The sequence below is a fragment of the Pseudomonas sp. A genome (assembly GCF_056270345.1).
This window is the reverse complement of sequence record NZ_CM149873.1, coordinates 694,854-710,241: the sequence shown is the minus strand read 5'-3', so window position 1 is coordinate 710,241 and position 15,388 is coordinate 694,854. Positions and strand designations below refer to the sequence as shown.

The window sequence follows — 15,388 nt, the reverse complement described above, 5'->3', positions numbered from 1 at the left end:
GGAACCGAACAATGTCCAAGAAAATCTTTGTTACCGACACGATCCTGCGCGACGCCCACCAGTCCCTGCTGGCTACCCGCATGCGCACCGAAGACATGCTGCCGATCTGCGACAAGCTCGACAAGGTCGGCTACTGGTCGCTGGAAGTCTGGGGCGGCGCCACCTTCGACGCCTGCGTGCGCTTCCTCAAGGAAGACCCGTGGGAGCGCCTGCGCAAGCTGCGCGCCGCATTGCCCAACACCCGCCTGCAGATGCTCCTGCGCGGCCAGAACCTGCTGGGCTACCGCCACTACAGCGACGACGTGGTCAAGGCCTTCGTCGCCAAGGCGGCGGTCAACGGCATCGACGTGTTCCGCATCTTCGACGCCATGAACGACGTGCGTAACCTGCGCGTGGCCATCGAGGCGGTGAAGGCCGCCGGCAAGCACGCCCAGGGCACCATCGCCTACACCACCAGCCCCGTGCACACCATCGATGCCTTCGTGCAGCAGGCCAAGCAGATGGAAGCCATGGGCTGCGACTCGGTGGCGATCAAGGACATGGCCGGCCTGCTGACCCCGTTCGCCACCGGCGAGCTGGTCAAGGCGCTGAAGGCCGAGCAGTCGCTGCCGGTGTTCATCCACTCCCACGACACCGCCGGCCTGGCCGCGATGTGCCAGCTCAAGGCGGTGGAAAACGGCGCCGACCATATCGACACCGCGATTTCCAGCTTCGCCTGGGGCACCAGCCACCCGGGTACCGAATCGATGGTCGCCGCGCTCAAGGGCAGCGAGTTCGACACCGGCCTGGACCTGGAGCTGCTGCAGGAGATCGGCCTGTATTTCTACGCCGTGCGCAAGAAGTACCACCAGTTCGAGAGCGAGTTCACCGCCGTGGACACCCGCGTGCAGGTCAACCAGGTGCCGGGCGGGATGATTTCCAACCTGGCCAACCAGCTCAAGGAGCAGGGCGCGCTCAACCGCATGAACGAAGTGCTGGCGGAGATCCCGCGGGTGCGTGAAGACCTCGGCTTCCCGCCGCTGGTGACCCCGACCTCGCAGATCGTCGGCACCCAGGCGTTCTTCAACGTGCTGGCCGGCGAGCGCTACAAGACCATTACCAACGAAGTGAAGCTGTACCTGCAGGGCGGTTACGGCAAGGCTCCGGGCGTGGTCAACGAGCAGCTGCGCCGCCAGGCCATCGGCAGCGAGGAAGTGATCGACGTGCGCCCGGCCGATCTGCTCAAGCCGGAGATGGCCAAGCTGCGTGCCGATATCGGCAGCCTGGCGCACTCCGAGGAAGACGTGCTGACTTTCGCCATGTTCCCCGACATTGGCCGCAAGTTCCTCGAGGAGCGCGAAGCCGGCACCCTCAAGCCCGAAGCCCTGCTGCCGATTCCGGAAGCCGGCGCGGTGGGCTCGGTGGGCGGTGAGGGCGTACCGACCGAGTTCGTCATCGACGTGCACGGCGAGACCTACCGCGTCGACATCACCGGCGTGGGCGTCAAGGCCGAAGGCAAGCGCCACTTCTACCTGTCCATCGACGGCATGCCGGAAGAAGTGGTGTTCGAGCCGCTCAACGACTTCGTCGGCGGTGGCGGCAGCAAGCGCAAGCAGGCCAGCGAACCGGGCCATGTCAGCACCACCATGCCGGGCAACATCGTCGATGTGCTGGTCAAGGAAGGCGATGTGGTCAAGGCCGGCCAGGCAGTGCTGATCACCGAGGCGATGAAGATGGAGACCGAAGTCCAGGCGGCCATCGCCGGCAAGGTCGTGGCCATCCACGTGGCCAAGGGCGACCGGGTAACCCCGGGCGAGATCCTGATCGAGATCGAAGGCTGACAGAAGCCTTCATCTGCAAGCGGTTAACCTCTGGGGAGCGAATGCTCCCCTTTTTTTGTGCTGGGTTTCCCGGCCCCTTCGCGGGTAAACCCGCTCCCACAGAGTCGGCGCCCAACCTGTGGGAGCGGGTTTACCCGCGAAGAGGCCGGTGAGGTTTGAGCAAGACTCAGCCTTGACGGCATGTCTCCAAGGTTCGCACCTGACCTTCAGGTTGCTGGTTATCCACACTCAACCAGCGCTCGAACCCCGCCGCCACCGCCGGCCATTCGCCGTCGGTAATCGAATACCACGCCGTATCCCGGTTGCGGTCCTTGACCACCATGTGCTGACGGAACACGCCCTCGAAGACGAAGCCGAAGCGCTCCGCCGCCCTCTTGGAGCGGGCATTGGCGTCGTTGCATTTCCATTCCAGCCGGCGATTGCCCAGTTCGAAGCCCAGTTTACCCAGCAGGTACACCGCCTCGGTGCCTTTCGGCGTGCGTTGCATGGCGGCGCCGAAGGCGATGTGGCCGATCTCGAAGCGGCCCTGTTCCGGGACGATCGACATGTAGCTCAGGATGCCTTGAACCTGGCCGCTGGCGCGGTCGATCACGCTGTAGAACAGCGGATCGCGGCTGGCGGCGTTGCCTTGCAGCCAGTGGTCGAAGCCGGCGCGCTCGGCAAACGGGCCGTAGGGCAGGTAGTCCCACAGCACCGGGTCCGAACCCGGACCTTGCAGTACTTTCCAGAGGTCGTCGCCATGGCGGGCCGGATCGAGCTTTTCCAGGCGGATGAAACGGCCTTCGATAGGGTCGGCCTTGGGTGTGCCGGCGGGCTTCCAGTTCAATGCGTCGTTCATCTTCGGCCTACAGTGCTTTGCGAAATTGAATGAAGCCTGGCCGCTCGGCGACCTGTTCGTACAGGCTGATGGCGGTGGCGTTGGTCTCATGGGTCAGCCAGTGCACCCTCGTGCAGTCGGCGGCCTTGGCCGTCGCGTAGACATGCTCGATCAACTGGCGGCCAATACCCAGACCGCGTTGCTCGCTGTCCACGTAGAGGTCCTGCAGGTAGCAGGAATTCTGGATGCTCCAGTTGGTGCGATGGTAGATGAAGTTGACCAGGCCCACTGCCTTGCCGTCGACCCAGGCAAGGGTCGAATGGGTGGGCTCGTTGGGGTCGAGCAGGCGTTGCCAGGAGCTGAGGTAGATCTCGTCGGCCAGTTCGGTCTGGTAGAAGCGCAGGTAGGCCTGCCACAGGGAGCGCCAGGCGGCGTGATCGTGGGCGCCGACCGGGCGCAGGGTAACGTGGCTCATGGGCTTTTCCTTCAGAGATCGCGCATGTGCGCGGCGAGTTGGTTGTCCAGGTGGTCATTGCTGGCGCCGAGGCCTTCGCGCACGCCGGCAATGTCCTGCGCCGAGCGGTTCTGGCTCAGCTTGCGCGCACCTTGCAGGCGGCTGATGGGCAGGCGGATGCCGACGATGGCGCGGAGCATGCTGTCGAGGTAGTCGCTGGGGGCGTCAGACACTTTCCAGGGTTCGTTGCGGTGTTGTTCATGGCGTTCGGTGAGGCGGGTGACGATGCCCAGCAACGACTGGGCGTTGTGGATAACTTCGACCGGGCCGTAGGCGTGCACAGCCAGGTAGTTCCAGGTCGGCACCACCTTGGGGTTGTCCGCCTTGCTCGGGTAGTAGCTCGGGCTGACGTAGGCATCGGCACCGGGAAACACCAGCAGCGCCTCGCCCCCTTGCTCCAGGTCCTGCCACTGGCGGTTGGCCCGAGCGAGGTGGGCGTAGACCGTGCCGAACTCGCCTTCGCCGGTCTCGACCAGTACGGGCAGGTGGGTGGCCAGCAGGCCCTGTTCACCCGGGCTGACCAGCAGCGCCAGGCGGGTTTGCAGCATGTGCCGGTGCAGGCGGTCGAGGTCGTGTTCCTGGTGGGGCTTGTTGTTGTACATGCTGGATGTCCTTGTTGAATGGCTCCATGCTAGGCAGGCTATTGGCTCTGGGTAAGAGCCATTCACGGCTGTTTTCATAGGTCCAATGACATGATCGAACGTTGCCATCCTCTGCCTTTCGACCCCACGGGTATCGTCCTGGACCGCCGCCGCGGGCTGAGCCAGCAGCTCTACCATGCCTTGCGCGCCAGGGTTCTGGATGGGCGTTTGGGCAGCGGCACGCGGTTGCCGGCCACCCGCGACCTGGCGGCGATGCTGACGCTGTCGCGAAACAGCGTGGTGCGGGCCTACGACCAGCTGTATGCCGAAGGCTTCATCGAGAGCCGGGTCGGCGATGGCACCTATGTGAGCCAGCTACCGAAACTATCCACACAATTATCAACAGGGTTATCCCTGGGTTTATCAACAGACTTATCCACATTTCGCACTGCGGATACTGAGGATTTATCCAGTCAGGCTGTCATCAGCGAGCCCCTGCAACGTCTGAAAAATCATCATTTGCCGCTGCCCAGGGGCGGGGCACCCAGGGCTTTTCGCGTGGGTGTGCCGGCGTTCGACCTGTTCCCGTTCGAGGTGTGGGCCAAGCTGCAAGCGGGTTTCTGGCGAAATCCCGACCCGGCGATGCTGGGTTATGGCGACCCGGCGGGTGAGTGGCAGCTGCGCGAGTTGATTGCCACCTACCTGCGACGCTCGCGGGGGCTTTACTGCGCGGCTGAACAAATTGTGATCACCAGTGGCGCGCAGGAGGCCATCAGCCTTTGTGCACAGCTGCTGTTGCAGCCCGGCGATGGCGTGGCTGTGGAAAACCCGGGGTACCGGGCTGCCGGGCATGCGTTCGCGATGGCCGGGGCGACGCTCAGGGGTGTACCGGTGGATGCCGAGGGCATGGACTGCGCGAGACTGGCCGAGATGCCCGAGTGCCGGCTGGCCTACGTGACGCCTGCCCACCAGTACCCCACGGGTATCACCATGAGCCTGGCTCGTCGCCTGTCGTTGCTGGCCTGGGCCGAGCGCCAGGATGGCTGGATCCTCGAGGACGACTACGACGGCGAGTACCGTTACAGCGGTGCGCCGCTGGCGCCACTGGCCGCGCTGGACCGCCAAGGGCGCGTGCTGTACGTGGGGACCTTCGGCAAGATCGCCCTGCCGGCCCTGCGCCTGGGATACCTGGTGCTCCCCGGGCGTCTGGTGCAGGCGTTCAGTCAATGCCGGGCGCTGGCGGTGCGCCATTCGGAGGTCGGCACCCAGTGCGTGATGGCGCAGTTCATGGCCCAGGGGCATTTCCAGCGGCATGTCCGCCGCATGCGCCGGGCTGCGCTGGCGCGGCGCAATGTGCTCCAGGCTGGCTGGCCACAGGATGTGCCGGGGCTGGGGGCCATGCCGGTGGTGGCGGCGGGGCTTCATGTGAAGGTGGATGTGGATAACTTCGCGCAGGAACAGGACCTGGTGGCTCGGGCGGAAGCGGTGGGGGTGGAGGTCAATCCGCTGAGCAGCTACTGGCTGGAGGACAGCGAGGAGCCTGTGGATAAAAGGGCGGGGCTGGTGCTGGGGTTTGCGGCGGTGCCGGAGGCGCAGATCGCGGATGCGTTGATGCGCCTGCGCAAGGCTTGGCGGCCTATTCGCGGGTGAACCCGCTCCCACAGGGTATATGCCGTACCTCGCATGGTGCGACACCTGTGGGAGCGGGTTTACCCGCGAAGCAGTCGACTCAGGTTCCCGACTTGATCTTGGTCCAGGCCCGCGTCCGTGCCCGCTCGGCATCCCGCGGCAACGGCTTGAGGGTATACAGCTTGGCCATCGCCTCCGCCGTCGGGTACAGGTTCGGGTTGTTGCGGATCGCCGGGCTGACCTTGTCGGTCGCATCCTTGTTCGGGTTCGGGTAGCCGACGAAATCGCTGATCGGCGCGATCACCTCAGGCCGCAGCAGGTAGTTGATGAAGGCATGGGCATCCTCCGGGTTGGCGGCATTCTTCGGGATTGCCAGCATGTCGAACCAGATCGGTGCGCCTTCCCTGGGCAGGCGCATGTCCACCACTACGCCGTTCTTCGCCTCGTGGGCGCGGTTGGCGGCCTGGGAGAAGCTGCCCGAATAGCCCACCGCCACGCAGATGTCGCCGTTGGCAATGTCGGCCATGTACTTGGAGGAGTGGAAGTAGGTGACATGCGGGCGAATCTTCAGCAGCAGGTCCTGGGCCTTCTGGTAGTCGGCCGGCTTGCCGCTGTTGGGGTCCAGGCCCAGGTACGACAGGGCCAGCGGCAGGATCTCCGACGGCGAGTCGAGCAGTGCCACGCCGCATTGCTTGAGCTTGGCGATGTTCTCCGGCTTGAAGATCAGGTCCCAGCTGTCCACCGGAGCGTTGTCGCCGAGCACGGCCTTGACCTTGTCCGGGTTGAAGCCGATCAGCACGGTGCCGTACATGTAGGGCACGGCGAACTTGTTGCCGGGATCGTTGGCCTCGATCAGCTTCATCAGCGCCGGGTCCAGATGTTGCCAGTTGGGCAGCTTGGTGCGATCGAGCGGCTGGAACACGCCGGCCTCGATCTGCTTGGCGAGGAACACATTGGACGGCACCACCACGTCGTAGCCGGAGTTGCCGGTCAGCAGTTTGGCCTCCAGCGCCTCGTTGGTGTCGAAGATGTCGTAGACCAGTTTCACCCCGCTGTCCTTCTGGAAGTCGGTGAGGGTCTGCGGGGTGATGTAGTCGAACCAGTTGTAGACCCGCAGGGTGCGCTGGTCGGCGTGGGCCTGGAGCGCGCCGGCGAGCAGGCCGGCGGTGATGAGCGGGGCGAGCAGACGCTTGAGTCGGACCATGTTCAGGCTCCTGGCTGGGCGCGCTGGAAGCCTTCCAGCACATTGACCGCGTTGATGCCGATTTCCTCCACAGCGTAGCCGCCCTCCATCACGAACAAGGTCGGCTTGCCCAGCAGGGCGATGCGCTTGCCCATCTCCAGGTAGTCCGGGCTGTCGAGCTTGAACTGGGAGATCGGGTCGTCCTTGAAGGTGTCGACGCCGAGCGAGATCACTAGTACATCCGCATCGTAGGTGGCGATGCGCTGGCAGGCGGCTTCCAGTGCTGCGCTCCAGGCCGCCCAGTCACTGCCGGCGGGCAGTGGGTAATTGATGTTGCAGCCTTCACCCGCGCCTTCGCCGACCTCGTCGGCATAGCCCAGGAAGAACGGGAACTCGTCCTGCGGGTCGCCGTGGATTGAGGCGAAGAACACATCGTTGCGGGTGTAGAAGATGTCCTGGGTGCCGTTGCCGTGGTGGTAGTCGACATCGAGGATGGCCACCTTGCGCCGGCCCTGGTCGAGAAAGGCCTGGGCGGCGATGGCGGCGTTGTTCAGGTAGCAGTAGCCACCCATCACCTCGGCGGCGGCGTGGTGTCCTGGCGGGCGGCACAGGGCGAAGGCCGCGTGGGCGCCTTGCTGGATCGCGGCCTGGGCGGTCAGGGCCACTTGCGCTGCGCTGTAGGCGGCCTGCCAGGTACCGGCGGTGATCGGCGCGCCGGCATCGAAGCTGTAGTAGCCGAGTTCGCCGTGCAGGCCGGTGGGCTTGACCTGGCGCAGGGTGCGCGCCGGCCAGGTGAAGGGCAGCAGGTCGCCGTCGTGACCGAGTGCGGCCCAGCGGGCCCAGGCGCCTTCGAAGAAGTTCAGGTAGTCGGTGCTGTGGATGCGCTGCAGCGGGGCGCGACCGAAATCAGTGGGGCCTTGCACAGGGCCGAGGTTGCGCCTTTGCACCTGCTCCAGGACGTGGTCGGCGCGGGAGGGCATTTCAAAGCAGGGCATCAGCTGGCCGTCGATCAGCTCGCAGCGGCCATGGTGCAGGCGGTGGTCATCGGAATAGACCGTCAGCATTTGTTGTTCTCCGGTTATGACTGGCGTGAGGCCATTCTGGTGGGCGGCCAATGGAGGGAGAACGATGCAAACGGCCAAAAGGGGATTGATATGGCCAAGTGCGAGGCTGCTTGTTCCGGCCTTTTCGCGGGTAAACCCGCTCCCACAGGTGCGGCGTTGATCTTGAGCCCGACGCGGTACCTGTGGGAGCGGGTTTACCCGCGAAAGGGCCGGCGTAGTTACCCGCGGAAATGACTGGGCGCCACGCCGCTCCAACGCTGGAAGGCATGCCTGAAACTCGCCGTCTCGCTGAACCCCAGCGATTCGGCAATGCGATAGATCGGCATCTGGTCTTCGGCCAGCAGTTGCTTGGCCCGTTCGAAGCGCAACTCGTCGAGCAGCTGTTGATAACTGCTGCCCAGCGCCTGCAGGTGCCGGCGCAAGGTGCGCGACGAGCAGTTCATCTGCCGTGCCAGGCCCTCCAGCCCGGGGGCGGCATCCAGCTGTTGGACCAGCAACTGGCGAATGCGCCCGAGCCAGGCCTGGCGTCCGGTGAACTCCAGGTTCAGGCGCCGGCAGCGTTCGCCCATGGCCTTGTGGGTGATCGGGTCGGCCAGCGGCAGCGGCATGTCCAGCCAGCGGCGCTCGAAGGCGAAGGCGTTATCGCCGGCCTCGAAGCCGAGCGGGCACTGGAATGCACCGTCGTAGAGCGTGTGGTAGCCGGGGCGCGAGTGTTCGAAGCGCGCCGCCAGCAGCGGCAGCGGGCGGCCGAGAAGGTCATCGCAGATCACTTTCAGCGACACCAGGCAGAACTCGGCGTTGAAAGCGGCAAGGCCGGGGGCGTCGTAATGATCGCTGGCACAGAGCCAGATCCGCTGGCCGTCGTCCACCAGGCGCAGCTGGAAGACTGTTCCCAGCAGTGCCGGGTAACTCAGCGCCAGGCGCAGGGCGTCACCCAAAGTGGCACTGGAGAGCAGGGCGTAACCCAGCATCCCGTAGCACGAAACATGCATCCGTCGGCCCAGTTCCAGGCCGATGTCCTCGCGTCTGGCCACGGCGTTGGCGCACACCTGCAGCTCCTGCTGGGTGGTGATGCGCGCATCGGCGTGGCCCAGGTCCGCCGGGCCTATGCCGCTGCCGGCGAGCAGCTGCCGCGAGTCGACGCCGGCCTCCTGGAACACCTGGAGGATCAGCGAAACCGCGTTGAGGGTGGTGAGGTGGCTGTGCAGCATGCTCGGCGTCCCATTGGGCTGAGCGGATAATGGAGCAAGTTGTGTGCCGCCCGAGACTGTAGGAGCGGCCTTGTGCCGCGAAAGGGCTGCATGGCAGCCCCGGGATTTCAGCATTGACGCAAAGATCGGCGGGGCCGCTTTGCGGCCCTTTCGCGGCACAAGGCCGCTCCTACAGGGGGCGCGCATGGCTTGAAGTGCAGGTACAAAAAAAGGGCCCGGAGCGTGCGCTCGGGCCCTTGAAAGGTTGAGAGGTGTCTAGTCCCTCGACCTGGTGAGACTGTTTGCAGCGGTCTGGGTTACGCCTTCAGCGGAACCAGACGGGGAGCGATCATGTTTTCCGGACGCAGGATGTCGTTGAGCATCTCTTCGTCCAGCAGCTTCTCTTCGCGCACCAGTTCCAGTACACCGCGGCCGGTTTCCAGGGCGACGCGGGCGATACGGGTGGCGTTTTCGTAGCCGATGTACGGGTTCAGGGCGGTGACAAGGCCGATCGAGTGCTCGACCAGTTCACGGCAGCGCTGTTCGTTGGCGGTGATGCCGACGATGCAGTGCTCGCGCAGCATGTCCATGGCGCGTTGCAGCAGGCGGATCGAGTCGAAGATCTTGTAGGCGATCAGCGGCTCCATCACGTTCAGCTGCAGCTGGCCACCTTCAGCGGCGACGGTCAGCGCCAGGTCGTTGCCCATGATGGCAAAGGCCACCTGGTTGACGGCTTCCGGGATCACCGGGTTGACCTTGCCTGGCATGATCGAGCTGCCTGGCTGACGCGCCGGCAGGTTGATCTCGTTGATGCCGGTGCGCGGGCCGCTGGACAGCAGGCGCAGGTCGTTGCAGATCTTCGACAGCTTGACTGCGGTACGCTTGAGCATGCCGGAGAACAGCACGAAGGCGCCCATGTCGGAGGTGGCTTCGATCAGGTCGGCGGCCGGGACCAGCGGCTGGCCGCTGATGATCGCCAGGCGCTGAACGGCCAGCATCTGGTAGCCCGGGTCGGCGTTGATGCCGGTACCGATGGCGGTGCCGCCCAGGTTGATTTCGGTCAGCAGTTCCGGAGCCAGCGAGCGCAGGCGCTGCAGGTCTTCGGTCATGGTGGTGGCGAAGGCGCGGAATTCCTGGCCCAGGGTCATCGGCACGGCGTCCTGCAGCTGGGTGCGGCCCATCTTCAGTACGTGATCGAACTCTTTACCCTTGGCGGCGAAGGCCTGGATCAGGCTGTCGAGGCTGGCCAGCAGGGCGTCGTGGCCCAGCAGCAAGCCCAGACGGATCGCGGTCGGGTAGGCGTCGTTGGTCGACTGCGCCATGTTCACGTCGTTGTTCGGGTGCAGGTACTGGTACTCACCTTTCTGGTGGCCCATGTGCTCCAGCGCGACGTTGGCGATGACTTCGTTGGCGTTCATGTTGGTGGAGGTGCCAGCACCGCCTTGAATCATGTCCACGACGAACTGATCGTGGAAGTCACCCTTGATCAGTCGGGCGCAGGCTGCACTGATGGCAGCGTGCTTGGCATCGCTCAGGTGCCCCAGCTCACGGTTGGCGTCAGCAGCAGCCTGCTTGACCATCGCCAGGCCGACTACCAGTTTCGGGTAGTGCGACAGCGGAACGCCGGAGAGGTGGAAGTTGTTGGCAGCGCGCAGAGTCTGGATGCCGTAGTAGGCATCGGCAGGGACTTCAAGGGTACCAAGCAGATCTTTTTCGACGCGGAACGATGCAGCGGAGGACATGATGGATATCATCTCGATTTTGACCCGGCACCTGCCGGAATGGCGCCAATGCTAGGGCTGCCCGGATTTTGCGGCCAATGCTGTTGCACGCTAACCTATGCACAAACGGCATACGGTTTGATGTGACGCCGATTGACAATCGAGCGTGTTCCATTTTGGTGCACGCGTTGCGGAGTAGTCGATGAACCTCGAAAGCAAATGGCTGGAGGACTTCAGTGCCTTGGCCTCCACCCGCAGTTTTTCCCAGGCGGCCGAGCGCCGTTTCGTCACCCAGCCGGCCTTCAGCCGACGCATACGCAGCTTGGAGGCGGCGCTGGGGCTGACCTTGGTGAATCGTTCCCGCACCCCCATCGAACTGACCGAGGCCGGTCAGCTGTTTCTCGTCACCGCGCGTACCGTTGTCGACCAGTTGAGCGAAGTTCTCCGCCATTTGCATCACCTCGAAGGCGGGCAGGGCGAGGTGATCCAGGTGTCGGCGGCGCACTCCCTGGCGTCGGGCTTTTTCCCGCGCTGGGTGGCGCAGTTGCGCAACGATGGCCTGAACATCGCCACGCGCCTGGTGGCCACCAACGTCGGTGATGCCGTTCATGCATTGCGCGAAGGTGGCTGCGACCTGATGCTGGCTTTCTATGACCCGGACGCCGCCCTGCAGATGGACGCCGAGATATTCCCCTCATTGCACATGGGCACCACCGAAATGCTTCCGGTGTGCGCGGTGGGCCCGGACGGCAAGCCGCTGTTCGACCTGGAGGGCGAGGGTAGCGTGCCGCTGCTGGCCTATAGCGCCGGCGCCTTTCTCGGCCGTTCGGTCAATCTGCTGCTGCGCCAGCGCAACCTGCGCTATACCACTGTCTATGAAACCGCGATGGCCGACAGTCTCAAGAGCATGGCCCTCGAAGGCATGGGCATCGCCTGGGTGCCGAGGCTGTCGATGCGTGGTGAGCTGGAGCGCGGCGAACTGGTGATCTGTGGCGGCAGCCAGTGGCATGTGCCGCTGGAAATCCGCCTGTATCGCTGCGCGCTGGTGCGCAAGGCCAACGTGCGGTTGCTGTGGCGCAAGCTGGAGGGCGGCTCAGTTGACCCGAAAGTCAGCCAAACCCCCGAAAAATAAGGGCGACAGTTGGTCGCCGGGGGTGCCGTGATCGCCTCGCGTTACGCTATACTGCGCGGCCCCTCGACCGGATAGATCCGGTCATGATCAGCAAACAAGCCACGCCGGTCGTCCCGCGTGGCTTGTTGTTTTTTGACGCGCCTGCGGGCGCACAAGCGAAGAGGCTCGACGATGAGTGCACTGGTTGGCGTGATCATGGGCTCCAAGTCCGATTGGTCCACCCTTAGCCACACCGCCGATATGCTGGAAAAACTCGGCATCCCCTACGAGGTGAAGGTGGTTTCCGCCCACCGTACCCCGGACCTGCTGTTCCAGTACGCCGAGGAGGCCGAAGGCCGCGGCATCGAGGTGATCATCGCCGGTGCCGGCGGCGCCGCCCACCTGCCAGGCATGTGCGCCGCCAAGACCCACCTGCCGGTGCTGGGCGTGCCGGTGCAGTCGTCGATGCTGTCGGGTGTCGATTCGCTGCTGTCGATCGTGCAGATGCCGGCCGGCGTGCCGGTAGCCACCCTGGCCATCGGCAAGGCCGGCGCGATCAACGCCGCGCTGCTGTCGGCGAGCATCCTGGGCGCCAAGTACCCGCAGTTCCACGCGGCGCTCAAGCAGTTCCGCACCGAGCAGACCGACACCGTGCTGGACAATCCAGACCCGCGCCAGGCTTGAGGTTGACGCTATGAAGATCGGTGTAATCGGTGGCGGCCAACTGGGCCGCATGCTGGCCCTGGCGGGCACCCCGCTGGGCATGAACTTCGCCTTCCTCGACCCGGCCCCGGACGCCTGCGCCGCCCCGCTGGGCGAGCACCTGCGCGCCGACTACGGCGACCAGGACCACCTGCGCCAGCTGGCCGACGAAGTCGACCTGGTAACCTTCGAGTTCGAGAGCGTGCCGGCGGAAACCGTCGCCTTTCTCTCGCAGTTCGTGCCGGTCTACCCGAGTGCCGAGGCCCTGCGCATCGCCCGTGATCGTCTGTTCGAGAAGAGCATGTTCCGCGACCTGGGGATTCCGACCCCGGCTTTCGCCGATATCCTCTCGCAGGAAGACCTGGATGCGGCCGTCGCCAGCATCGGCCTGCCGGCCGTGCTCAAGACCCGCACCCTGGGGTATGACGGCAAGGGCCAGAAGGTCCTGCGCAAGCCTGAGGACGTGGTCGATACCTTCGCCGAGCTGGGTAGCGTGCCCTGCCTGCTGGAAGGTTTCGTGCCGTTCACCGGCGAAGTGTCGCTGGTGGCCGTGCGTGCCCGCGATGGCGAAACCCGCTTCTATCCGCTGGTGCACAACACCCACGACAGCGGCATCCTGAAACTGTCGGTGGCCAGCGACGCGCACCCGCTGCAGGCCCTGGCCGAAGACTACGTCGGTCGCGTGCTGCAGAAGCTGGACTATGTCGGCGTCATGGCCTTCGAGTTCTTCGAAGTCGACGGCGGCCTGAAGGCCAACGAGATCGCCCCGCGCGTGCACAACTCCGGGCACTGGACCATCGAAGGCAGCGAGTGCAGCCAGTTCGAGAACCACCTGCGCGCCGTCGCCGGCCTGCCGCTGGGTTCGACCGCCAAGGTCGGCGAGAGCGCCATGCTCAACTTCATCGGCGAAGTGCCGCCGGTGGACAAGGTCGTGGCCATCGACGATTGCCACCTGCACCACTACGGCAAGGCGTTCAAGGTCGGACGCAAGGTCGGCCATGCCACCCTGCGTTGTGACGACATGGCCACCCTCAAGGCCAAGATCGCCGAAGTAGAGGCGTTGATCGCCGGCTGATCGAACTTCTGCCCGGCAATGCCGCTCTGAGATGGCAACATGCCAAAGCGCTGACTAGGCTTTGGCATGTTTCATGTTCATCACAGAGGGATTGCCATGGGCATCATTGGAACCATCTTCATCGGCCTGATCGTCGGCCTGCTGGCGCGTTTCCTGAAACCGGGTGACGACAGCATGGGCTGGATCATGACCATCCTCCTCGGCATCGCCGGCTCCCTGGCCGCCACCTATGGCGGGCAAGCCCTGGGCATCTACCAGGCCGGACAGGCCGCAGGCTTCTTCGGGGCCCTGGTCGGCGCCATCATCCTTCTGGTGATCTACGGCTTCATCAAGAAGAACTGAACACAGGCTAGAATGCCCGGCAATTCAATCCCGAGTTGTCGAGCATTCCCATGCGTGCGTTATTCCTCGTCCCCCTGCTGTTGGCCAGCGCCCTGGCCCATGCCGAACTGCCCGAGACCGACTGGCTTGAGCTGATGCCCAAGTCGGACCAGAAAGCCCTCGAGCAGATGCCCGAGATCGACCACGACTCCCCGGAAGCTCAAGGGACCTTTACTGCCAAGGGTGGCCTGAAGCAGAGCAAGGGCTTGCCTGCGGTGATGTACTCGACCAAGACCGTGGCAGCGATGAACGGCAAGCAGATCCGCCTGGGCGGGTATCCGGTGCCGCTGGAGAGCGATGCCAAGGGCAACAGCACGCTGTTCTTCCTGGTGCCGTACCCGGGCGCTTGCATCCACGTACCGCCGCCGCCGCCGAACCAGCTGGTGCTGGTGCGTTATCCGAAAGGTTTGAAGATCGACGACATCTACACGCCGTTGTGGGTGACCGGCACGCTGAAGGTGGAAACGGTCAGCAATGACCTGGCGGATGCGGCGTATGCATTGGAGGCGGGGCAGGTTAGGGTGGTGGAGGATGCCGACCTCTGATTTACCTGTGCCGGCCTCTTCGCGGGTAAACCCGCTCCCACAGGCATTTCACTGACCTTGAGAACAGTGGAGGGCCTGTGGGAGCGGGTTTACCCGCGAAAGGGGCGGCACTGACTCTGAAAATTACGGATCAGAGCACTTCGCTACCGATCGCCACGCTCATCGCATGACTCGCCCCCGGCTTGAGCACCACCACGTCGTCCATCACATTCGCCGTCTCGATGCACAGCATGCGCTGCCAGCCATCGTCGGCCATGTCCGGCAGGTCGCGGGCGCGCTCGGTCCAGGGGTTCCAGATCACCGCGGTGCGTGAGCCGCCGGCCTGCAAGGTGATGCGTCGGTTCCAGTGCGGGTCGACGATGGCCAGGCGCTCGGGGGCGTTCAGGTAGATGCGATCGGTCTCGCCCGTAAAGCCCAGGTTGCCCTGCTGTTGGCGCTGCTCCCAGTTGGCCAGGGTTTCGATATAGGCCAATCCGTCCACGCCTTCCACCTGCACCTGACGCACGTCGCTTAACGCGAAGTAGCTGTGCAGGGCCTGGCTCAGGGTGACGTCGGTACTGCCGAGGTTGTAGCTGGTGAGGGTCAGCTTCAGCTGGTCGCCCAGTTCCACCAGCAGCTTGAGCTGGACCTCGTGGGCCCAGCCCGGCAAGTCGCCCTGGGCTTCGGGCAGTTCGAATTCGATGTGCAGGCTTTCGCTGTGCTCCTCGGCCCCCAGCAACTGCCACTCGCGCCCGCGCACCAGGCCGTGGGCCGGTGGCTGCTCGCCCTTGAACATGGCTTTGACCGAATCCGGGTTGCGTTCGAAGATGCCGAACCAGGGCCAACACACCGGTGCGCCGGCGCGCACCGACTTGCCCTTGCGGAAGATGGCCAGGTCGCTCAGCCACAGCAGCGGCGGTTCGCCGATCCGCTGGTAGCTGAGGACCTGCGCGCCCTGCTGGGCGATCAATAGTTCGGCATGCTCGCTGGTGATGCGCCAGCAATTGAGTTCGCCGTGAAGCTCGGTCTCGACCGTGAAGTTAGCCATTGCGCTCGTCTCATTGATTGTCTGTCAG

General features: G+C 64.6%; 15 protein-coding genes. 7 read left to right on the top strand and 8 right to left on the bottom strand.

What is annotated here, in order from left to right:
• Positions 1-11: 11 nt before the first annotated feature.
• Positions 12-1,820: a sodium-extruding oxaloacetate decarboxylase subunit alpha gene (gene oadA / locus AC0MAZ_RS03160; RefSeq protein ID WP_203649335.1), complete on the top strand. Its 1,809-nt coding sequence runs from the start codon at positions 12-14 to the stop codon at positions 1,818-1,820.
• Between the two features lie 166 nt (positions 1,821-1,986).
• Here the strand turns inward: oadA and AC0MAZ_RS03155 are convergent, their stop codons facing one another.
• From AC0MAZ_RS03155 to AC0MAZ_RS03145, 3 genes are read right to left on the bottom strand one after another with little or no spacing between them, the layout of a single operon-like run.
• Entirely contained in the window at positions 1,987-2,658 is a 672-nt protein-coding gene (locus AC0MAZ_RS03155; protein WP_475860139.1) for a GNAT family N-acetyltransferase, read from the bottom strand.
• A 7-nt stretch (positions 2,659-2,665) separates the two neighbouring features.
• Positions 2,666-3,112: a GNAT family N-acetyltransferase gene (locus tag AC0MAZ_RS03150; protein WP_203649339.1), complete on the bottom strand. Its 447-nt coding sequence runs from the start codon at positions 3,110-3,112 to the stop codon at positions 2,666-2,668.
• A gap of 11 nt (positions 3,113-3,123) precedes the next feature.
• Complete coding sequence (locus tag AC0MAZ_RS03145; RefSeq protein ID WP_475860137.1) at positions 3,124-3,753, bottom strand: FMN-binding negative transcriptional regulator; 630 nt, start codon at positions 3,751-3,753, stop codon at positions 3,124-3,126.
• A gap of 90 nt (positions 3,754-3,843) precedes the next feature.
• Here AC0MAZ_RS03145 and pdxR point away from each other — a divergent pair, with 90 nt between their 5' ends.
• Entirely contained in the window at positions 3,844-5,382 is a 1,539-nt protein-coding gene (gene pdxR, locus AC0MAZ_RS03140; protein WP_203649341.1) for a MocR-like pyridoxine biosynthesis transcription factor PdxR, read from the top strand.
• A gap of 79 nt (positions 5,383-5,461) precedes the next feature.
• Here pdxR and AC0MAZ_RS03135 read toward each other — a convergent pair whose 3' ends face one another.
• The 4 genes from AC0MAZ_RS03135 to aspA all read right to left on the bottom strand — a co-directional run bounded on the left by AC0MAZ_RS03135 (position 5,462) and on the right by aspA (position 10,540).
• Positions 5,462-6,565: an extracellular solute-binding protein gene (locus AC0MAZ_RS03135; protein WP_203649344.1), complete on the bottom strand. Its 1,104-nt coding sequence runs from the start codon at positions 6,563-6,565 to the stop codon at positions 5,462-5,464.
• 2 nt (positions 6,566-6,567) lie between these two features.
• Entirely contained in the window at positions 6,568-7,608 is a 1,041-nt protein-coding gene (locus tag AC0MAZ_RS03130; protein WP_203649347.1) for a histone deacetylase family protein, read from the bottom strand.
• Positions 7,609-7,826: 218 nt separating this feature from the next.
• Positions 7,827-8,819, bottom strand: a complete 993-nt coding sequence (locus tag AC0MAZ_RS03125) for an AraC family transcriptional regulator (RefSeq protein WP_475860134.1) — start codon at positions 8,817-8,819, stop codon at positions 7,827-7,829.
• A 296-nt stretch (positions 8,820-9,115) separates the two neighbouring features.
• Positions 9,116-10,540: an aspartate ammonia-lyase gene (gene aspA / locus AC0MAZ_RS03120; RefSeq protein WP_475860132.1), complete on the bottom strand. Its 1,425-nt coding sequence runs from the start codon at positions 10,538-10,540 to the stop codon at positions 9,116-9,118.
• 181 nt (positions 10,541-10,721) lie between these two features.
• On the opposite strand from aspA, the gene AC0MAZ_RS03115 reads away from it, so the two are divergent.
• From AC0MAZ_RS03115 to AC0MAZ_RS03095, 5 genes are all read left to right on the top strand, one after another.
• Complete coding sequence (locus AC0MAZ_RS03115) at positions 10,722-11,651, top strand: LysR substrate-binding domain-containing protein (RefSeq protein ID WP_050707560.1); 930 nt, start codon at positions 10,722-10,724, stop codon at positions 11,649-11,651.
• A gap of 171 nt (positions 11,652-11,822) precedes the next feature.
• Positions 11,823-12,314: a 5-(carboxyamino)imidazole ribonucleotide mutase gene (gene purE, locus AC0MAZ_RS03110; RefSeq protein ID WP_050707559.1), complete on the top strand. Its 492-nt coding sequence runs from the start codon at positions 11,823-11,825 to the stop codon at positions 12,312-12,314.
• Between the two features lie 10 nt (positions 12,315-12,324).
• Positions 12,325-13,407 (top strand): 5-(carboxyamino)imidazole ribonucleotide synthase, encoded by a 1,083-nt coding sequence (locus tag AC0MAZ_RS03105; RefSeq protein ID WP_267813521.1) that lies wholly within the window; start codon positions 12,325-12,327, stop codon positions 13,405-13,407.
• A gap of 96 nt (positions 13,408-13,503) precedes the next feature.
• Positions 13,504-13,749, top strand: coding sequence for a GlsB/YeaQ/YmgE family stress response membrane protein (locus AC0MAZ_RS03100; RefSeq protein ID WP_050707557.1), 246 nt, complete (start codon positions 13,504-13,506; stop codon positions 13,747-13,749).
• A 50-nt stretch (positions 13,750-13,799) separates the two neighbouring features.
• Positions 13,800-14,333, top strand: coding sequence for a DUF3299 domain-containing protein (locus AC0MAZ_RS03095; protein WP_028689975.1), 534 nt, complete (start codon positions 13,800-13,802; stop codon positions 14,331-14,333).
• A 130-nt stretch (positions 14,334-14,463) separates the two neighbouring features.
• Here AC0MAZ_RS03095 and AC0MAZ_RS03090 read toward each other — a convergent pair whose 3' ends face one another.
• Entirely contained in the window at positions 14,464-15,360 is an 897-nt protein-coding gene (locus tag AC0MAZ_RS03090; protein WP_475860129.1) for a D-hexose-6-phosphate mutarotase, read from the bottom strand.
• Between the last annotated feature and the right edge of the window lie 28 nt (positions 15,361-15,388).

What these genes read in the sequence shown, in the direction of transcription:
- oadA (WP_203649335.1), top strand. Translation starts at nt 12, where the DNA reads ATGTCCAAGAAAATCTTTGTTACCGACACGATCCTGCGCGACGCCCAC.
- AC0MAZ_RS03155 (WP_475860139.1), bottom strand. Translation starts at nt 2,658, where the DNA reads ATGAACGACGCATTGAACTGGAAGCCCGCCGGCACACCCAAGGCCGAC.
- AC0MAZ_RS03150 (WP_203649339.1), bottom strand. Translation starts at nt 3,112, where the DNA reads ATGAGCCACGTTACCCTGCGCCCGGTCGGCGCCCACGATCACGCCGCC.
- AC0MAZ_RS03145 (WP_475860137.1), bottom strand. Translation starts at nt 3,753, where the DNA reads ATGTACAACAACAAGCCCCACCAGGAACACGACCTCGACCGCCTGCAC.
- pdxR (WP_203649341.1), top strand. Translation starts at nt 3,844, where the DNA reads ATGATCGAACGTTGCCATCCTCTGCCTTTCGACCCCACGGGTATCGTC.
- AC0MAZ_RS03135 (WP_203649344.1), bottom strand. Translation starts at nt 6,565, where the DNA reads ATGGTCCGACTCAAGCGTCTGCTCGCCCCGCTCATCACCGCCGGCCTG.
- AC0MAZ_RS03130 (WP_203649347.1), bottom strand. Translation starts at nt 7,608, where the DNA reads ATGCTGACGGTCTATTCCGATGACCACCGCCTGCACCATGGCCGCTGC.
- AC0MAZ_RS03125 (WP_475860134.1), bottom strand. Translation starts at nt 8,819, where the DNA reads ATGCTGCACAGCCACCTCACCACCCTCAACGCGGTTTCGCTGATCCTC.
- aspA (WP_475860132.1), bottom strand. Translation starts at nt 10,540, where the DNA reads ATGTCCTCCGCTGCATCGTTCCGCGTCGAAAAAGATCTGCTTGGTACC.
- AC0MAZ_RS03115 (WP_050707560.1), top strand. Translation starts at nt 10,722, where the DNA reads ATGAACCTCGAAAGCAAATGGCTGGAGGACTTCAGTGCCTTGGCCTCC.
- purE (WP_050707559.1), top strand. Translation starts at nt 11,823, where the DNA reads ATGAGTGCACTGGTTGGCGTGATCATGGGCTCCAAGTCCGATTGGTCC.
- AC0MAZ_RS03105 (WP_267813521.1), top strand. Translation starts at nt 12,325, where the DNA reads ATGAAGATCGGTGTAATCGGTGGCGGCCAACTGGGCCGCATGCTGGCC.
- AC0MAZ_RS03100 (WP_050707557.1), top strand. Translation starts at nt 13,504, where the DNA reads ATGGGCATCATTGGAACCATCTTCATCGGCCTGATCGTCGGCCTGCTG.
- AC0MAZ_RS03095 (WP_028689975.1), top strand. Translation starts at nt 13,800, where the DNA reads ATGCGTGCGTTATTCCTCGTCCCCCTGCTGTTGGCCAGCGCCCTGGCC.
- AC0MAZ_RS03090 (WP_475860129.1), bottom strand. Translation starts at nt 15,360, where the DNA reads ATGGCTAACTTCACGGTCGAGACCGAGCTTCACGGCGAACTCAATTGC.